The sequence below is a fragment of the Hymenobacter pini genome (genome assembly GCF_020421205.1).
Classification (GTDB): Bacteria; Bacteroidota; Bacteroidia; order Cytophagales; family Hymenobacteraceae; genus Hymenobacter; species Hymenobacter pini.
Window position 1 is genome coordinate 433,311 of sequence record NZ_JAIZZH010000001.1, and the last position, 17,633, is coordinate 450,943.

General features: G+C 61.2%; 15 protein-coding genes. 6 read left to right on the forward strand and 9 right to left on the reverse strand.

The features are described 5' to 3' along the window. Positions 1-346 precede the first annotated feature (346 nt). The 7 genes from LF252_RS01905 to LF252_RS01935 form a co-directional block, all read right to left on the reverse strand. Positions 347-3,127 (reverse strand): S8 family peptidase, encoded by a 2,781-nt coding sequence (locus LF252_RS01905; RefSeq protein WP_226266799.1) that lies wholly within the window; start codon positions 3,125-3,127, stop codon positions 347-349. Positions 3,128-3,293: 166 nt separating this feature from the next. Next, positions 3,294-3,557 carry a hypothetical protein gene (locus LF252_RS01910; protein WP_226266801.1) on the reverse strand — a complete coding sequence of 88 codons (264 nt, stop codon included), beginning with the start codon at positions 3,555-3,557 and terminating at the stop codon, positions 3,294-3,296. 127 nt (positions 3,558-3,684) lie between these two features. Beyond that, a complete protein-coding gene (locus LF252_RS01915) occupies positions 3,685-4,437 on the reverse strand; it encodes a LytR/AlgR family response regulator transcription factor (RefSeq protein WP_226266803.1) in 753 nt (250 codons plus the stop codon). Positions 4,438-4,450: 13 nt separating this feature from the next. Continuing rightward, positions 4,451-5,608, reverse strand: coding sequence for a sensor histidine kinase (locus LF252_RS01920; RefSeq protein WP_226266804.1), 1,158 nt, complete (start codon positions 5,606-5,608; stop codon positions 4,451-4,453). Further along, positions 5,589-6,164, reverse strand: coding sequence for a DUF7010 family protein (locus tag LF252_RS01925; RefSeq protein ID WP_226266806.1), 576 nt, complete (start codon positions 6,162-6,164; stop codon positions 5,589-5,591). Before LF252_RS01925 ends, LF252_RS01920 begins: the two co-directional genes overlap by 20 nt. Positions 6,165-6,228: 64 nt before the next feature. Next, on the reverse strand, positions 6,229-7,164 hold the full coding sequence (locus LF252_RS01930) for an alpha/beta fold hydrolase (RefSeq protein ID WP_226266808.1): 936 nt from the start codon (positions 7,162-7,164) through the stop codon (positions 6,229-6,231). A gap of 233 nt (positions 7,165-7,397) precedes the next feature. Continuing rightward, a complete protein-coding gene (locus LF252_RS01935) occupies positions 7,398-7,730 on the reverse strand; it encodes a hypothetical protein (protein ID WP_226266810.1) in 333 nt (110 codons plus the stop codon). Positions 7,731-7,915: 185 nt separating this feature from the next. Here LF252_RS01935 and LF252_RS01940 point away from each other — a divergent pair, with 185 nt between their 5' ends. After that, positions 7,916-8,362 (forward strand): energy transducer TonB, encoded by a 447-nt coding sequence (locus tag LF252_RS01940; protein ID WP_226266812.1) that lies wholly within the window; start codon positions 7,916-7,918, stop codon positions 8,360-8,362. 171 nt (positions 8,363-8,533) lie between these two features. Here the strand turns inward: LF252_RS01940 and LF252_RS01945 are convergent, their stop codons facing one another. Further along, positions 8,534-9,082, reverse strand: coding sequence for a hypothetical protein (locus LF252_RS01945; RefSeq protein WP_226266814.1), 549 nt, complete (start codon positions 9,080-9,082; stop codon positions 8,534-8,536). A gap of 74 nt (positions 9,083-9,156) precedes the next feature. After that, positions 9,157-9,969, reverse strand: a complete 813-nt coding sequence (locus tag LF252_RS01950; protein WP_226266816.1) for a hypothetical protein — start codon at positions 9,967-9,969, stop codon at positions 9,157-9,159. A gap of 72 nt (positions 9,970-10,041) precedes the next feature. Here LF252_RS01950 and LF252_RS01955 point away from each other — a divergent pair, with 72 nt between their 5' ends. The 5 genes from LF252_RS01955 to LF252_RS01975 all read left to right on the forward strand — a co-directional run bounded on the left by LF252_RS01955 (position 10,042) and on the right by LF252_RS01975 (position 17,529). Then, positions 10,042-10,860, forward strand: coding sequence for an energy transducer TonB (locus LF252_RS01955; RefSeq protein ID WP_226266818.1), 819 nt, complete (start codon positions 10,042-10,044; stop codon positions 10,858-10,860). Between the two features lie 103 nt (positions 10,861-10,963). Next, positions 10,964-11,644 (forward strand): response regulator transcription factor, encoded by a 681-nt coding sequence (locus tag LF252_RS01960; protein ID WP_226266819.1) that lies wholly within the window; start codon positions 10,964-10,966, stop codon positions 11,642-11,644. Positions 11,645-11,798: 154 nt separating this feature from the next. Beyond that, complete coding sequence (locus tag LF252_RS01965) at positions 11,799-13,091, forward strand: sensor histidine kinase (RefSeq protein ID WP_226266821.1); 1,293 nt, start codon at positions 11,799-11,801, stop codon at positions 13,089-13,091. A gap of 117 nt (positions 13,092-13,208) precedes the next feature. Then, positions 13,209-14,543, forward strand: a complete 1,335-nt coding sequence (locus tag LF252_RS01970; protein WP_226266824.1) for an MFS transporter — start codon at positions 13,209-13,211, stop codon at positions 14,541-14,543. Between the two features lie 127 nt (positions 14,544-14,670). Next, positions 14,671-17,529, forward strand: a complete 2,859-nt coding sequence (locus tag LF252_RS01975) for a TonB-dependent receptor (protein WP_226266826.1) — start codon at positions 14,671-14,673, stop codon at positions 17,527-17,529. Positions 17,530-17,633: the final 104 nt, after the last annotated feature.

The window sequence follows — 17,633 nt, forward strand, 5'->3', positions numbered from 1 at the left end:
ACCTGGCCAGCCGTCGGCCAATCTCCAATATGGTCAACAGGGCGTCGGGTGGCATCTACGCACCGAGCAAACTGCTGCAGTGGAAGAGGGACAGGAAGCTTCGTGTTTGACATATCCAAAGATACACATATTACTGCAATTTGGCTAAAAAAATTAGTGTGTAAAATAGCGGGGTTAGACACCTGTAAACCATAAATTAGGCTTGTCTAATTCGAAAAATAGAGGCGTATAAAGATACAGGAATAGCTGCTTTGGGTTAAGTAAAATATGTGTTAAGTGAAGATGTCTGCTAAATGGATTAGGGGGCGAATCAGTTGCTCCTACTTCTGCTGAGGCAATTACCACCTTATAGTTTTTGCAGCCTGACTATGTGCTGCTGGTTCTGAGTTTGCACGCGTATCAGGTAGAGGCCAGCCGGGTAGCCACTCAAATTGAGCGTAGCCTGTCCAGTTTGGAGCCTTTGCACACTAAGCACCTGACCTACCGCCGAAAGTATTTGCACAGTGCCAGCGCCGCCCGGCACCGATACGTTTACAAAACCAGTAGTAGGGTTCGGGTACACTGCTAGCTGTGTTGCGTTGGCTTGGGTGGTAGGCAGAACCTGCTGGTAACGCGTAGCCGCGGCCGTGGCTGCGGCTTGCAACTGAGCCAGAGTAGGGGCCGCCAGTACGGCAAACACCACCGTGGCCGAATCGGCGGGGGCCAGGAAGGGCAGCACGGCCCCGGTTACTTGCGAGGCGTCGGTGCCGTTCGGAAACTCAGCTTCGGCGGTTCCGCTGCTCAGGGCCAGAAATTTCTCGGCGCCGCTGAAGCCATTAGCCAGATACACCGGCATGCCTGCGGGGGCTTGGTTATCGATGGCGAAGGCGCTGGTCTGGCCCCCGCTCAGGTGTTGCACGCCCGCGTAGAGGCGGGGAGCCGCGGGGTCGAACTGATACTGCAACCGCCGGGAGGCATCCCAGGCCACCGCGTTGCGGCTGCCTTCCCCGGGCAGGTCCCAATCCATAAACAGCCCCACGTATAGCGGTTTGAGGGTGTCGGGAGTCAGGTTGGTTAGCCGGTATTCCAGCAGCACATAGTCGCGGTGCGGGGCCGCCGCCCAGGCGTAGGCATGCTGCCGAATGCGCACCCCTACGGTGCGGCCCTTGGTAAGAGAAGGCAATGAGTCCCGGAACACACTGCTGGCCTCCTGATCGGCGCGCAAAGGGCGAGCCAACAGGGCAGCCCGCGACAATGTCCAGAAATCTGCGTCGGCTCCGCGCCGGTCATTGCGCAGGTTGTCGGATACCCGGCTGGGAGAGGTAGCTACCAGCAGCCCGCCTTCGGCCAGTAGCGGCGCGCCCTGGCGGTAGCTCACGCCTTCGCCCACCGTAGCGCCCAGGTCGTCGTACCCAATCGAACCCCGGCTGGTCAGGGTCAGGTTTATGTTATTGACGTTTAGAACTACATAATCGGGGTTCAGCACTACGGTTTCGTACTGGTCTTCCTGGTAGCCGGTGGCCGCATCCTGCAGCCGGTAGCGGATAATGGCTTTGGTGTTGAGGGGCGTGCCCGCAACCACGGCCAACCGGAAGGGCGCAACGGCATTGGTGCGCTGCTCCAGGGTAACCAACGGCCCGGCCGCAAACGAGCCCTGCCGCACCAGCAAGTACGGCGACAGGGAGGTCAGCGTAACGGACAGGTTGCTGATGGGCTGTAGCAGGTTCTGCACCTGCACAGTCAGGCGCAGGGTGTCACCGGGGGCGTAGCTGGGCCGGGCCGGGGCGTACGTGCGGGCCACCACGCGGGCGGAGCGTTGCCCCGCTTCCGTCACGGCGCGTAACACGTTCAGACGGCCTGAACCAATACGGCCGGCGTAGGCGGCATTGCCCGGCAGGGCATCAATGTTATCGGTAGTGCGGCGCAGCTGGGCGGCCACCTGGGCCGCGTTGTATTGCGGAAACCGCACCCGCACTAAGCCGGCTGCCCCGGCCACCAGCGGGGCGGCAAACGACGAGCCGCCCACCGCGAAATAGTCAGAATCGGTGTTGCCCAGTGTGGTCAAAATCTGGGTGCCAGGAGCCGATAAATCGACGCGGCGGCTGAATGTGGCGTTAGCGCTCCGCTCATCGGAGGGCGTGAGGGTGGACACTGACAGTACGTGCTCGTAGCTGGCGGGGTAAAAGTCGAGGTCGGCGGGGGTATTGCCAGCGGCGGCAACCACCACCGCATCGTGGTTGATGGCGGCGTAGCGAATCACGTCCTGCTCGAAGCGGGAATAGCCTCCTACTCCACCCCAGGATAAGTTAATCACCTGACAACCATGGTCGGCGGCGTACACTATGGCTTCATAACCAGCAAAGGAGCCGACAAGCGTGCTGGAGTAGATTTTGAGCGGCAGAAACCGGCACCGGTACCCAACGCCCGCAATGCCCTTACCGTTGTTGGTAGCCGCCGCCGCGCAGCCGGCCACCAGTACGCCGTGCACACTGTTCGATTCGCGGGTGGGGTCATTGTCGTTGTCGGCAAAGTCCCAGCCGTTGTAGTTGTCTATGTAGCCATCTTGGTCGTTGTCGATGCCGTCGATGGGGTCCCGCCGGTTGCGCTGTATTTGTGTTGTCAGGTCTTCGTGCGTGAGGCGGGTGCCGCCGTCCACAATGGCAATGGTAATGGCAGTATCGCCTTGGGTTACGTCCCAGGCCCGGTAAGCCCGAATATTTTTCAGGTGGTACTGCCCCCCGGCCCGGGTTGAATCGGCCAGAGGGTCAGAAGTCTGCTGCAGGGGTGGGTAGTAGTACAGTGGCTCCGCATACTCCACGGCCCCGGTTTTCAGCAGCCGGCGGCACGCTTCTTCCACCGAAAAATCAGCCGGCAGCGTCACTTCGTACACTTTACGCAGGTCCACGGCCCCGGGCAAATCGGGGGGTAAAGGGGAGCTGTGCGGGAATTTCTGCCGGGTGGGCAGCTGCCGGAGTGCGGCGGCCAGGGCGGGTACCGCCTGCGGGCTGACTGGACCAGCAGCCAGCTTAAATACCAGCCGGCCGGGCTGCACGGTTTTAATCGGTGCCTGGGCTACAGCGGGCAGTTGCGCAGTAAGGCCCATCCACAGCAAAGCGAAATAGAAAAAGCGAAGTAGATAGTGCAGCATAGAGACGATATCAGAACCGAAACAACGGGTGCAAACAGCAGTGCAGCATTCAGAAAGATACTGCCTGTACGGGCAACTTCACCGGAATATTCTATAAAAACGCCACCGGACTATCCGGATAATCCGAACAAACCGGTGGCGGGTAGTGGGGTAGCGCGTTTAGAAGTTACCGGGGCTTCGCGTATTTGTACTTTTTCGGGGCGTCGACGGTACGGTATTTATACGGGTTGTTGGCGTTGGGGTCGATGTTGAGGCCCAACCCAACAGTGCGGCGCTCCTTCCGGAAGCGGGCTTTGTTGTTGTCGCGCTTGGTGCGGTTCGTGGAAACGGTGCCGTAGCGGCTGGGGCGCTCCATCATTTTATCTTCGCTGGAGCACGAAGTGCCTGCCAACAACAAGGCACAGGCAGACAGAAGTAGGAAATTTCTCATCAGGAAAACGGTGGCGAGTGGCATAGCGGCCCGCTCCTAATACGGAAGGCCGGATATCCGGCTTTTACTCCAAACTGTCTGAAAAGGATACAATTACAACGAAATACCACCGCAAAAAGCAGTGGGTTCACAAACTCAGCATCTCCCGGAACCGGGCCGACTGCTGCCGGGATACTTCCACCTCGGGCCCGCCACCGCGTAGCTTGATTTTGAGGGTGTTGCTGAACCAGGGTTCAATGCTTTCCACCCATTTCAGGTTGATAATCTGTTGGCGGTTGGCCCGGAAAAATACCCGCGCATCGAGGCGTTGCTCCAGGTGCTGCAGAGTGCGCGGAATAAGCGGCCGATGCTGGTCAAAGTAGATTTGCGTGTAACTACCGTTGATTTCAAACAGCCGGATGTCGGAGAGGCGCACAAACCAGCACCGTTCCCCATCCTTCACAAACACTTGGTCCTGCTCCGTGAGCAGGGTAGGGGCAGGTTCCTCCGGCTCGGAGGAAGTGAGGGCAGCGGGCAGCAGCACTGGGGCAGCAAGCTTGGCATGGGCTTTCTGGAGGGCGGCAGCGAGGCGGTTTTCCTGAATGGGCTTGAGCAGGTAATCCAGCGCGTTTACCTCGAAGGCACGCAGAGCGTACTCATCGTAAGCCGTGGTAAAAATGACCTGGGGAGCCGTTTCCAGCGAAGCCAGCAGCTCGAAGCCGGTTTCGCCGGGCATGTGGATGTCCAGAAATAGCAGGTCGGGCTGCAACTGCCGGAGCAGGATGCGGGCTTCCTCGGCGTGGCGGGCCTCGCCCACTACCTGAACTTCCGGAAAAGCCTGCAGCAGGTGGCGCAGCTCGGTGCGGGCCAAGCGGGAATCGTCAACTAACAGTGCGTTCATGAACCGATAAAAATCAGATGGTAGTAGCCGATACGGGGGCAGATGCCCCCGCCGGTGCAAGTGCCCGCACGGGTAGCTGCAGGTGCGCCACCACGGTATCAGGCGAGTGTGGGTCGTTGGCCAGGTGCAAGTGGGCGGCCGTGCCAAATAGTAGGCTCAGCCGCTCCCGGGCGTTCCGGACGCCCACGCCCTGGTGGCCGGGGCGGGGCTCGTACCGGCCGGTGTTGCGCACCGTCACGTGCAGTAGGCCTCCGTCGTTGAGTTGGGCCGTGAGCTGAATGAACCCACCCGCCGGGCGGGGCGCCAGGCCGTGCTTGATGGCGTTTTCCACCAGCAGCTGCAGCGTCATGGGCGGAATGGAAACGTCGAGGGCGGCGGGGTCCACATCCAGGGAGTAGCGTAGGCGCTCCTCCAGTTGCAGGGCCTCCAACTCCAGGTAGTGCTCCACAATTTCCAGCTCCCGGCGCAGCGGCACTTGCTCCGCCGAGTTCAGTTGGATGGAGTAGCGCAGCAAATCGGAGAGGTGGGTAATCATGTCGCGGGCCCGGGCGGGGTCCTCCATCACTAGGGCCCGAATGTTGTTGAGCCCGTTGAACATGAAGTGCGGGTTGATCTGGGCTTTGAGCGTCCGCATTTCGGCTTCCCGCACGGCGGCGGTCAGCTTCCACGTATCGACCTCGGCCTGCCGGGACCGGCGCAGGTAGTGCCAGCCCAGGTAAAAGCCCTCCCACAGCCACAGCAGAATATTCACGTTGACGGCGAACAACATAAACGCCCCCCAACTGAAGGATTGCCCGTTGCCAGCTGGCTTAATCACCCAAATCATCAGGCTCCAGATGATAGCCTGGCTCAGCAGAGACATGACCAGATTTAGCAGGAACAGGCGGCCCAGCAGCGCCACCGGGGACAGTTCCAGCCAATTGGCCGCCCGGATAAGATACCGTACTCCGTGGGACAACAGGGCAATGGGCACCACAATAGCTAGATCTACCAGCAGCAGCTCCAGGGTAAGCCCCCGCGACGACAGAAACAGGAATAGGTTGAGTACTGCATAGGAGCTCCAGCCAATCAGCTGGCAGTACCAGTACAGGCGGCTGGGGGCTGGCACCCGGCGAACCGGCGCTGCGGCATCGGGAACGAGCGGAACCGGATTAGATGGCAGCAGGGGCATACGCTTGCGAATGACGACGATACACAACCAGCAGCAGGCCCGCCAGCAGCAGCAATGCCCCCGTAATAAAACCCGGAATCAGGTACAGCTGCTCCGGGGTCACGCGTAACCCCAGCACCAGGCAGCCCAGACTAATCAGGCCGGCCGCCAGGGCGTACGGGGTGGCCCGGTACAGCCAGGCGTAGGGAAAGAAGTGCGCGCCCGTAATGATGCCGTAGGTCATCAGAAAATGCTGGGGATAACGCATGTACATAAAAATTAGAATAGGAAAATAGAGCAGTTGAGCCAGGTTGAACAGCAGCCCCAGCGGCTGCAGCGGGTTGTGGGGCAGCGTCCAGGTAGTGCGGAATACTTTGGAGAGCACCCAGGCCAGCGGTAGGGTAAGCGCGCCCACAAAGAAGGTGATGAAGCCCTGAGTGGCCACGGGCAGCGGTAGCGTCCAGAGAAGCGTAATAGCGGCCCACACCAGGCTGGCGGCTACTATAAAATCGAGCCCCGTTTTGGTTTTGGTGGCTAACTCCAGCCGAAGGGCATCAAACTGCTGCACGGGTGTCATACTCAATAAGGAATAGAGGGAGAGGAAAGTAGCAATACTGCCGAGGCGGCGAGCCAAAATAAGGTTATTTCGCGGCTACGGCGGGCTGTTTCAAAAATGCATCAGCCTGCTGGAAAAACCATTGCTGGTCGTCGTACATCAGAAAGTGCTTGCCGGCCTCCGACATCTCCACCCGGTGGTTGGGCAGCTTGGCGTACTGGGCGTCGAAAATAGCCTTGGTGCTTTCCTTGGTAGAGCCGTAGGCTTTGTAAGCGGCCCAGGCACCCAGCACCAGCACGGGCTGCTGAATGCGGGCCACGTCGGGGCGCAGGTCGGTGGTGTACATATCGTACATGGCCTGGGCTACGGTAGCTGGGTCCGACTGCAGGGCCCAGCGCGTTACCTGCGTAATGCGGGCCGTGTCCGTTACCATGGAGGCGGTCATTTGGCGCTGCTGGGCGGCCGTCATATGGCCTTGGCTCATCTGGCGGCGCATGTTCTCAGCCATGGGGCGCATCTGCTCGGCGGTAACCGTTGGGTTCTGAACGGCACCCATGAACGGCAGCGAATCCACAATCAGGAGTGGGCCTACGGCCTCGGGGCGGGTGCTGCTCATCCACAGGGCCATGAAGCCGCCCAGGCTGTGGCCAATGATGGTGGGCTTGTTGAGCTTCTGCGTCTGGATGTAGGTGAGCAGCTGGTCGCGCACGTTCAGCAGCAGCTGGTCGGTAGAGGCCGGGGCGGGAGTTCCGCCGAAGCCAGTAAGCGTGATGACGTGGCACTGGTACTGCTTCTGGTAGCGGGCCACGGTTTCGTTCCACACCGAGCCGGGGCAGGTAAGGCCCGGAATCAGCAGCACCGGCCGGCCTTTGCCCACCACCTGCACGGTAAAGTTGGGGTGGGCCGCCGGCGAATCGGCAACAATGGTGGTAGCAGGGGCGGCAGCAACGGCGGGCAGCACGGCACCAGCCGACAGCAGCAGGGCGGCGCACAGGGGGCGGAGGGAGGCAGTCAGGTTCATAGCAGCAGGGAGGTTGAGGGTTGATTGATGATTCAAACCTACCCGCTTGCTACGCCGAATGAAATTGCTTTTCAGGGAACGGTAAATTGAAGGGCTGAACTGCCGGAGCCGCGCCCCGAACGGAAGGAACCGGTGGTGAATGGTAAGCGCCCGCCACAGCCCTTCGAAAACCCAAAAGAGCCACCGGGCGGCAGCTCTTTTGAGTTGAAAACGCCACAGAAGGCATTGCGGGGCTAAATGATGTTGCGTAAGTCCTGCCGCAGGGTTTCAATGCCCCGCCAGATTTCATCGAGCGGCCCGGCAGGCTGGGAGTGGTCTGCGTCAGTGGCTGAGGCAGCAGCGGGGGTGTGGTTGGTTTGGTGCAGGCGCTCCAGCAGGCGGGCCCGTTTGGCTTCCAGCGCCACCGCGTGCTGCTGATAGGTAGCCTGTGAGCCAGCCGTGGTGGCGTTAGCCCGGTTGTGTAACGTCTTGATTTTGCCATCCAGCTCAGTCAGAGCCTGGTGCAGGTTCTCGGCGCTCAGGTTGGCCGGAGCCCGCATGTGGTCGGGGGTGGGAGTAGTAGCCATACAGGAAGGAGGAAAAACAACCAGGGAATAACCGAAGCCTACGAACGTGTACCTCCGGGGCCCGGAAAAGGATGCACGCCATGTTACCAACAATTCAACAATATAAGCATAACACACCGCTCATCCCGGCCACGGGCGCGCCGCCTAGCTTTGCAGACAACGCTCTGCTACTCAGTTGCCCGGTTATGCGCGTCCGTCTGGTGTTTCTGCTTATTGCCTGCCTGTCTGCTGCCGTAGGGCGGGCGCAAGTCCGTACGGTTTCTCTGGCCGACTCGGCCCCCACCCAGGCAGCGGGAGCGGCCCCGGCCGCGCCCGAAGTCTTTCACGCCGCTGACGAAATGCCGGCCTTTCCCGGTGGGGCCGAGGCGTTTCAGAAATTTCTGCGCAAAGAGTTGAAATACCCCGATGAGGCCCTGCGCAAGGGAGTATCGGGCCGGGTGTTTGTGCGGTTCGTCATCACCGACGAAGGCCGAATCCGCGACGTGGAAGTGGTGAAAGGGCTGGGCAGCGGCCTTGATGAGGAAGCCCTGCGCTTAGTGCGCATTATGCCTTGGTGGACGCCCGGCCGCATCAGCGGCCGCCCCGTGTGGGTGTCCTACACGCTGCCCATCATCTTCCGGGCGCTGGATTGAGTTGGGGATAAGATGGACATCGGTAGAAACGGGTAAAAAGAACGTCATTCCGAGCGCAGCCGAGGAATCTCGCGTGCTGACGTCTGAGATACTCCCACAACATCAGCACGCGAGATTCCTCGGCTGCGCTCGGAATGACGTATCCACCTGTTACCTGTTACCTGTTACCTGTTACCAGCTCATCGGTACACCCAGCTCCCGGGCCAGGGGAGCCGCGGCCGAGGCGTAGAGCAGCGGCAGTAGCTCGTTGGTGGCGGGGGCAAACTCCACGCGGTAGTCCTCGTGGAGCTTGTCGATGGCTTTCAATACCTCTTGGGTGCGTTTGGCTAGATGTTGGAGCAGCGGCTGGGTGGGGCCATGCAGGCGGCCGGTAGCCTCGGGCTGGTGGCGCAGCACGTTGGTGAGCAGGCGCAGGGTCAGCTCGATTTCGCCCAGCGTGTCGCCGGTAATTTTGGCGTGGTACGCGAGGCGCTGCTGCAGCTGCCGGGTAATGTGCAGCAGGTCGTTGGGGGTTTGATGGAAGCCGCGCACGGGGTCGTCTACCTGTTGGCGCAGGCGGTGGCGGCGGTCCTCCAAGGCATCTTCGCCTTCTAATAAGCGGTAAGTAAGCTGTTCCACCAGCGTGGCGTCCTGAGCCACCAGGCGGGCCAGCAGCTGGTCTTTTTCTTTCTGGGGAAGGTTGAACAGAGCTTTGCGGAGGTCGGGGGAGAGAACGGGCATAATCAGAATAAAGGCAGAGAAGCCAGGAGCGTATCACTAACGCAAAAAACGAGTTTTTGGCTCCCTGTGCTGTACTACTGCTTTTGCACCCGCTGCCGCAGCCACCAAAACAACCGCTTCGGAGCCTGTACTATGCGCTGCACCGGAGTGGGCTGGTACAGCACGATGGAGCTGATAGCGCCACCCAAGACCTGTCGTTGTGTTTGCGGTGCTGCCACGGCCTTTTCTACCACCGCCAGCTGTTCCGTTCCGGCCTGCATGGGTATGGCCACAATGCCCGAAACCAGCGTGGGCTGAAGCATTTCCTCCGCTGCACGGTAGCCAGGCACCTGCACCCGCAACCGGAGGGTATCGGCAGCCGGTAGTGTAAGCTGCAGTGTGCCATCGGCCTCGGCTTGGGCGGTGCGCAGTAATGAATCAGCCTGCCAGAGCTGCACGGCCGCAAACCCCAGTCCTTGGCCAGTGGCAGGGTCATAGATGCGCAGTTGCACGGTAACCGGACGGGTGCGCACCCAGGGCGGAGGCGTTTGAGTAACCGATTCGGCAGCGGTAGTGCGGGCCAGCCCCGGCGAATACGTCAGCAACGGCAGCCCAACGGCAGCCACTACTTGGCGGAGGCGGCTAACCCACGGCCATTGCTGTACTTGGAAAGCCGCCTCGGCCAGACGGCGGCTTTCCTGCAGCGTATCCACTGGAATGCGGCCGCACACGCTGCCTTCCGGGGCTTGCTGCAGCACCCGCAGAATATCGGCGGCCGGCATTTCGCTGAAGTCCCATACCTCTTTGCGGCAGGCCTGGCAGAAACGGCCCTGCTCAGTGGGCGTCATCAGGTCCCAGTTTTCGTGGCAGGGCTGCGGAATAGCGAGGTAAGCATGTGAAGTAGGCATGGGGCGCGGTGTGGAATATGGCATGATTGGGCATCTACTTTCCACCTGATGCTTCTTCTATTCCAATTCCACATGCCGCACGCACTTTTTTCAGCCCTTGGGGTACTCGTCCTCAACCTGCTGCTTAGTCAGCCTACGTGGGCCCAACTGCCGACCCGCACGTACTACACCGCCACCGGCCGCGCCACCATCCACTCCGACTCTGCCGCCTATTATACGGTAGTGCGCAAACAAGGCATGGGAGGCACCATTACTACGTACCGGCCTAACGGCCAGCGCCTGCACCAGGAACAGTACAGCCAGCTGCGGAGCGGGCAGCATCACGGATTCAGTACCGAATGGAATGCTGCCACTGGCCGGCGCGTGGCCCGCTACCCTTACCAGCACGGAAAGCTGCAGGGTGTTGCACAGGCATGGTACCCCACCGGGCATCGGCACTGGCAGCTGACGTACCAGCAAGGGCAGCGCCAGGGCGCATTGCGGGCCTGGTATCCCTCGGGCCGCCTCATGCGCCTGGAAACCTACCAGCGCGGCCAGCGGACCACCGGCCATTGCTACACCCGCGCCGGCCGGGATACCGCGTGGTTTGCCTTCGAGCGGCCCGCGCAATTTGTGGGCGGCGACCAAGCCTTACACACTTGGCTCACGCGTAACCTGCGCTACCCAGCTAGCGACCTGCGCAATCAGGTGGAAGGCAGGGTGTGGGTGCGGTTTGTGGTGGATAAGCGGGGACGGGTGCAGAACTCGGAAGTGATGAAAGGAATTAGCAGTAGCACGGATGCGGAAGTATTGCGGCTCTTGAAGATCATGCCGGCCTGGCAACCAGCTGTGGTGGGGGGCCAGGCTGTGGCGGTGCCGTATGAACTGCCGGTAGAGTTTCGGATTCTGTAACGCAGCCTATTACAAAAGCATGGTATAGTCGAGCTTTTCAATATTTTTACCGGTACCCACCTCAGGTTCCGGTTTGCGGGCCGGAGCCGCCGTCTGCCCCCGTATGAAAATTTTATTGATTGAGGACCACCCGGATCTAGCCCGCAGTATTGCCGGGTATCTGGTGCAGGAGCACTACATCTGCGAGGTGGCCGCCACCTTCGATGAGGCCCGCGAGAAGCTCGTGCTGTTTACCTACGATGTGGTGCTGCTGGATATTATGCTGCCCGACGGCAACGGCATCAACCTGCTCAAGCTGCTGCGGAAGGATGGGGTGGAAAGCAGCGTGATTATCATTTCGGCCCAAAACGCGCTGGACTTCAAGCTCACCGGCCTCAGCGAAGGGGCCGACGACTACATTACCAAGCCCTTCCCGCTGCCCGAGCTGCACGCCCGCATCAAGGCCATCATGCGCCGCCGCAGCCCCCAGAAAAACAACGTCCTCACGTTTCAGAACATTACGGCCGACCTGGACTCGCTGGAGTGCCGGGTGGGGGGGAAGCTGCTCAACCTCACGCGCAAGGAAACCAACCTGCTGCTCTACTTCATCAACAACAAAGGCCGCATGCTGAGCCGGCAGGCCATTGCCGCCCACCTCTGGGGCGACTACACCGACAACCTTGACAGCGTGGATTTTGTGTACCAGCACGTCAAAAACCTGCGCAAGAAAATCACCGACAGCGGCGGTCAGGACTACATCAGCACCGTGTACGGCCTCGGCTACAAGCTCAATGCCCCGGAGTGAGGTGAAATGGTGAACTGGTGAGTTTACGTTATGTCGGCGCCAGTGGCGCCACTAGCCCAAAGTCCACATTGATACTGCTGAATAACAACGCCGCTAGAAAGGCAACGCCGCGCCTCTCGCGCCATTAGAACAAGAACTCACCATCTCACCAGCCATGAAGCTCAATTACCGCTATACCATTGCCTACGCGGTAATTACGCTGTTTGTGCTGGCCGTGGGCTTTACCATCGTGTACGGGGCCATGTCGCGCAGCGTCACGCAGACTACCATTGGCAAGCTGCGCCACCTCAACGCCACAGTAGGCCGCCAGCTGGCCAGCGGCCGGGACTATTCCGCCCACCCGGCCCGGGCTCAGGTGCAAATCCGTCGCCTGGCCCCCGCCGACACGGCCACCCACGACCAGCAGGTGCGGGTGCGGGAGGAGTGGGTACCGGCTCTGCAATCCACGGCCAGCGTGGTGCGGCTTACCACGTATCCACGCATCAGGGGGCAGCGCTACGGCATTACCAGCCAGGCCGTGGTGGTAATTCCCAGCGACGAATACCTGACCGGCATCATGCTGGTATTTGCCTGGACGTTTGTGTTTTTGCTGGCGCTGGTGGTCATTCTGAGCGAGGTGATTTCCTGGTACATTCTCAAGCCCTTCAACGCCCTGCTGCGCGGCATCGAGCGGTTTCAGCTCAGCCAGAAAACCACCATCAGCCTGCAGCCCAGCCGCACGCTGGAGTTCAACGTGCTCAACGAGTTCCTGATGAAGATGACCCGCCAGGCCCAGCGCGACTACCAGGGCCTGCAGGAATTTTCGGAAAACGCCTCTCACGAGCTGCAAACGCCCATTGCCAGCATGAAAGCCCAGGTAGAGTTGCTCATGGATTCGGAGCTTACCCAGAAGCAGCTGCTCATGCTCACGGGCATCCACGACCAGCTGGAGCGCCTGGCCAAAATCAACCAGGCCCTGACCCTGCTGGCCAAGCTGGAGCACTACGAAGCCCACCCGGCCCCGCTTACTGACCTGAGCCAACTGGTGCCCGCCACCGAGGCCACCTTCGCCGACCTGGCCGAAATGAAGGGCCTGCGCACCACCCAGCACGTGGCGCCCGGCGTGAGCGTGCCCCTGGATGAAGCCCTGGCCCAACTGCTGCTGAATAACCTGTTCAGTAATGCCATCCGCCACAACCTGCCGGGCGGTGAAATTGAGGTGACGCTCACGCCGGCCGCATTGGAGCTGCGCAACACCGGGCTGCCGCCCTTGCTGCCGGTGGCTGAGCTGTTCGGGCGCTTCAAGAAAGGCAATGCCGCCCTCGATTCCATTGGGATTGGCCTGGCCATTGTGCAGCGCATCGGGGCACTGTACCACCATCAACTGGCCTACACCTTTGCCGACGGTTGGCACTGCCTGCGGGTGGATTTTGCTCCGCCTACCGCCGCCGTGGAGGCTGGACAGTAAATTTCATACTCCCCATAAGTTTTCTATAAAGTTTCTTCAAAATCGGGTTGTTCATTTGAAGCAAGTCAGCCGGATACGCGGGCTGACTTACTTCTCCCACCCCCGATACTCCCCGCCATGGTTCTGCTCGCTCCATCCGTTGCCGCCGCTGCTCCCGAGCAGATTTCGCGGCGCCGGCTGCGGGCCATCTTCAGCGGCTCGGTGGGCAACCTGGTGGAGTGGTACGACTGGTACGTTTTCTCGGCGTTTTCCCTCTACTTCTCGGCCTCCTTCTTCCCCTCCGGCGACACCACGGCCCAACTGCTGCAAACGGCCGGCATTTTCGCCCTGGGTTTTCTGATGCGGCCCATCGGGGGCTGGATGTTCGGGCGCATTGCCGATAAAGTGGGCCGCAAGCAGTCTATGACCCTGTCGGTGCTGCTGATGTCGTTGGGCTCCTTGCTGATTGCCCTCACGCCCACTTACCAAACGGTGGGCATCGTGGCACCGATTCTGCTGCTCACGGCCCGGCTGCTGCAGGGCCTGAGCGTGGGCGGGGAGTACGGCGTATCGGCCACCTACCTGAGCGAAATGGCCACCCAGCGCCGCCGGGGCTTCTACTCCAGCTTTCTATACTTCACCCTGATTGGGGCCCAGCTGCTGGCTTTGGGCATTCAGCTGGTGCTGCTGAAGGTGCTGCTCACCGAGGCCGAGCTGCTGGCCTGGGGTTGGCGCATTCCGTTTGTGGTGGGGGCGTTGCTCTCGGTGGTAGCCCTGTACCTGCGCCATAATCTTGACGAAACAGCGCCTTTTATCGCCCAGCAGCAGGAGTCGGAAGAGCTGCGCGGTAGTATCCAGCTGCTACGCCGCTACCCCCGCTCGGTGTTCAAGGTGATTGGTCTCACGGTAGGCGGCACGCTGGCCTTCTACACGCTCACCACCTACATGCTGAAGTTTCTGGTGAATACGGCCCACATGACCCGGAGTGCGGCCACCAACACCTGCTTTCTGGCGCTGCTGGGTTTTGCGGCCATGCAACCCCTGTTCGGTGCATTGGCCGACCGGATTGGGCGACGCCCTCTGCTCATCGGGTTCGGGCTGCTGGGCGCGTTGGGTAGCGTGCCCCTGCTCACGGCCCTGAGCCACGTAACGCGGCCTGCCCCGGCGCTGGGGCTGCTACTGCTGGCTTCGGTGGCCGTGAGTGGCTACACCAGCATCAGCGCGGTGGTGAAGTCGGAGCTGTTTCCGGTGCAGGTGCGGGCCCTGGGCATCGGGTTGCCCCACGCCCTCACGGTGGCGGTGTTCGGGGGCACGGCCGAATACATTGCGCTCTGGTGCAAGCGCATCGGGCACGAAGCCTACTTCTACTGGTACGTAGCCGGTTGCATTGCCATTTCCCTGCTGGTGAGTTTGCTGATGACGGAAACCCGGCACACCTCCTTCCACGACCTCGAAGGCCAGCCTCCAGCTTAGCACAAGCCGCCTGGCCTGAAATTTTGCCCTTCCCGTACGCTCGGTTTTTACTCCGCTTTCCGGCTCCCCAGGCCGGTTTGGAGAACTGTTTCCTGCTCTTTCCCTAACCCCAAAATTCCCCCTGCACATGACCTCTCCTTTACGCTTTTTTTCCGCGCCTACGCGGCGGCCCCTGCTCCCGGGACAGGCGCTTTTTCTGCTGCTGGCTCTGCCTGGCGCAGCGGCGGCCCACGGTCTGGCCCTGCCCGCAGCTACTGAGTTGAGCCGCCCGGTGGCCGGCCCCGTGAAGGGCCGCATTACCGGGCCCGATGGGGCCGGCATTCCCGGTGCCACGGTGGTGGAGGTAGGAGCCACCAACGGCACCAGCACCGATGCCGACGGCAACTTCTCGCTCACCGTGAAGCCCGGTGCTACGCTGGCAATTTCGGCCATTGGCTTTAAAGCGCAGCAGATTACCGTGGGCCAGCAAACTACCATTAACGTGCGCCTGGAAACCAGCACCACCGACCTGGGCGACGTGACCGTAGTGGGCTCCCGCGGCCTGCCTCGCACCGACGTGGAGCGCCCCATGCCCGTGGACGTGCTCAATGCCAAGGATTTGCAGCTCACCGGCCAGACCGACCTGGGCCAGCAGGTACAGTTCAACTCGCCTTCCTTCAACTCGGCCAAAACCGGCGTGAACGGGGTGGCCAACTACGCCGACCCGGCCTCGTTGCGCGGCCTCTCCCCCGACCAGGTGCTGGTGCTGGTGGATGGCAAGCGCCGCCACCAGTTTTCGGCCCTGAACCTGAACGTAACGGTAGGCTCGGGTACGGTAGTTACCGATCTGAACTCCATCCCGGCCCTGGCCATTGAGCGGATTGAAGTACTGCGCGACGGTGCAGCGGCCCAGTACGGTTCCGATGCTATTGCCGGCGTTATCAACCTGGGGCTGAACCGCAGCACCGGCGTGGCTACCGTCAAAACCCAGTTTGGTATTACCCAGGAAGGCGACGGGGCCCAGTACCTGGCCGGGGCCAACTACGGCCTGAAGCTGGGCAAGACGAACCCCGGCTACCTCAACCTGACGCTGCAGTACCAGCACCAGGGCCAGACCAACCGCTCCGACAACTACGTGGGCGGCATCTACACGGCTTTCCCGGCCCTGCCGGCCCAGCCCACCGCCGCCCAGATTGAGGCCGAAAACAACGCCCGGGCCAAGGCCGGGGTGTACCCGCCCGTGGGGCAGCCCTTCCGAGTGGGCGTGTACGGCAGCAACAAGGCCGATATCTACCAGGGCTTCTACAACCTGGGCCTGCCGGTTGGCGGCTCGGGCTGGACGGTGTATAGCTTCGGGGGGGCGTCGCGCAAGGACATTCTGGCCTACGGTTTCTTCCGCAATGCCCAGCCCAACAACGTGAACTACAGCCCCGTGCAGCCCAACGGCTACCTGCCCGAGTTGCCCGGCCGCTCCGACGACTACTCGGCCGTGGTGGGTTTGAGCCGCAAGGTAGCCGGGCAGTGGAACCTCGACTTCAGCACCGGCTACGGCTACAACTACCTCGACCTGAACGCCAACAAAACGGCCAACCCCTCCATGGGCGCCGACTCGCCGACTGACTTTTACGTGGGCCGTAGCGCCTTCGGGCAAAGTACCAGCGAGGTGAACATATCGCGCAATTACCTGGACCGGTTCGGGGTCAAGTCCTTTAACGTGGCCTTCGGCGGGCAATTCCGCGTGGACCAGTTTAAGCTGGAGAAGGGGAGCCCCGAATCATATTTCGTAGGGCCGTTTGCGCTGGCAGCCCCGGCCACGCCTACCACCCCGGCCCGCACGGCCAAGGCCCCCGGCTCCAGCGGCCGCCCCGGCATTGCCCCCGAGGACGAAACCAACTCCACCCGCCGCAACGTGGGCGTGTACGTGGATGTGGAAAGCGACATTACTCCCCGTTTGCTGCTGACTTCGGCCCTGCGCTACGAAAACTACTCCGACTTCGGTTCCAACCTCTCGGGTAAGCTCGCCAGCCGCTTCAAGGTGACGGAAAATATTTCCCTGCGCGGCTCCATCAACCGGGGCTTCCGGGCACCTTCGCTCCAGCAGATTTACAACAGCGTAACCACCTCCACCGTGCAGGCCGGGGCCATTGTGCAAACCAAGCAGCTGCGTAACAACGACCCGCGCCTGAAGCCCCTGGGCGTGGCCGACCCCAAGGCCGAAACCTCCTGGAACTACAGCGTGGGCGCGGCCGTGCAGGCCGGCAACAACCTGCTCTTCACCGTGGATGCCTACCAGATCGACATCAAGGACCGCATCATCAATAGTGAGCGACTCATCAAGTCCGATATCAAGGCGCTGCAAACCTCGGACTTCGCCAACATCAGCGAAATCCGCTTCTTCACCAACGCCATCAATACCCGCACCCGCGGTATTGACCTGGTATCGACCTACAAAACCGAAATGGGGGAGAAGCAGCGCCTGACGGCCAGCCTGGCCCTGACCTTCAACGCCACCAACATCGTCTCGACGGCAGCCACGCCGGCTGCTTTGCAGGCAGGCACCGCCAAGCCCATTCTGCTGATTGATACGGTGAGCATCGGGCTGATTGAGCGGGCTCAGCCCCGGCAGAAAATTCTGCTCTCGGCCACCTACCAGGTAGGCAAGTTCAGCATCACGCCCCGGGCCACCTACTTCGGCTCCGTTATCGCCTACGAAAAGCCGGCCAACCGCACCGTCACCACCAACGGCGTTACCACCGTCATCTACGTGCCTCACATCAGCCAGAAATTCGGCGGCAAAACCCTGCTCGACCTCTCGGCCGTGTATACGCCCAGCGAAAAGGTGTCGATTACGCTGGGTGCCAACAACCTGACCAACGTGTACCCCGACCGGGTGGACTCCCGCCGCTTTGCCAGCTACTCCAACGGCGAAATTCCCTACTCTCGCAACGTGGCTCAATTTGGCTTCAACGGCGCGTACTACTACACCAACGTGACGCTGACCTTCTAGGCCGGCGCCTGGGGCTGCCGGGCGCGGCAGACTAGCAGACTGGGCTTTATAGCTGCAACGAGTTCAACCTGCTATCCGGCCAGTCTGGCGGCCCCTCACGTTTT

Coding starts and splice junctions, on each gene's coding strand:
- LF252_RS01965 (WP_226266821.1), top strand. CDS start 11,799: ATGAAGCTCAATTACCGCTATACCATTGCCTACGCGGTAATTACGCTG.
- LF252_RS01930 (WP_226266808.1), bottom strand. CDS start 7,164: ATGAACCTGACTGCCTCCCTCCGCCCCCTGTGCGCCGCCCTGCTGCTG.
- LF252_RS01955 (WP_226266818.1), top strand. CDS start 10,042: ATGCCGCACGCACTTTTTTCAGCCCTTGGGGTACTCGTCCTCAACCTG.
- LF252_RS01940 (WP_226266812.1), top strand. CDS start 7,916: ATGCGCGTCCGTCTGGTGTTTCTGCTTATTGCCTGCCTGTCTGCTGCC.
- LF252_RS01920 (WP_226266804.1), bottom strand. CDS start 5,608: ATGCCCCTGCTGCCATCTAATCCGGTTCCGCTCGTTCCCGATGCCGCA.
- LF252_RS01975 (WP_226266826.1), top strand. CDS start 14,671: ATGACCTCTCCTTTACGCTTTTTTTCCGCGCCTACGCGGCGGCCCCTG.
- LF252_RS01915 (WP_226266803.1), bottom strand. CDS start 4,437: ATGAACGCACTGTTAGTTGACGATTCCCGCTTGGCCCGCACCGAGCTG.
- LF252_RS01925 (WP_226266806.1), bottom strand. CDS start 6,164: ATGACACCCGTGCAGCAGTTTGATGCCCTTCGGCTGGAGTTAGCCACC.
- LF252_RS01950 (WP_226266816.1), bottom strand. CDS start 9,969: ATGCCTACTTCACATGCTTACCTCGCTATTCCGCAGCCCTGCCACGAA.
- LF252_RS01905 (WP_226266799.1), bottom strand. CDS start 3,127: ATGCTGCACTATCTACTTCGCTTTTTCTATTTCGCTTTGCTGTGGATG.
- LF252_RS01970 (WP_226266824.1), top strand. CDS start 13,209: ATGGTTCTGCTCGCTCCATCCGTTGCCGCCGCTGCTCCCGAGCAGATT.
- LF252_RS01960 (WP_226266819.1), top strand. CDS start 10,964: ATGAAAATTTTATTGATTGAGGACCACCCGGATCTAGCCCGCAGTATT.
- LF252_RS01945 (WP_226266814.1), bottom strand. CDS start 9,082: ATGCCCGTTCTCTCCCCCGACCTCCGCAAAGCTCTGTTCAACCTTCCC.
- LF252_RS01935 (WP_226266810.1), bottom strand. CDS start 7,730: ATGGCTACTACTCCCACCCCCGACCACATGCGGGCTCCGGCCAACCTG.
- LF252_RS01910 (WP_226266801.1), bottom strand. CDS start 3,557: ATGAGAAATTTCCTACTTCTGTCTGCCTGTGCCTTGTTGTTGGCAGGC.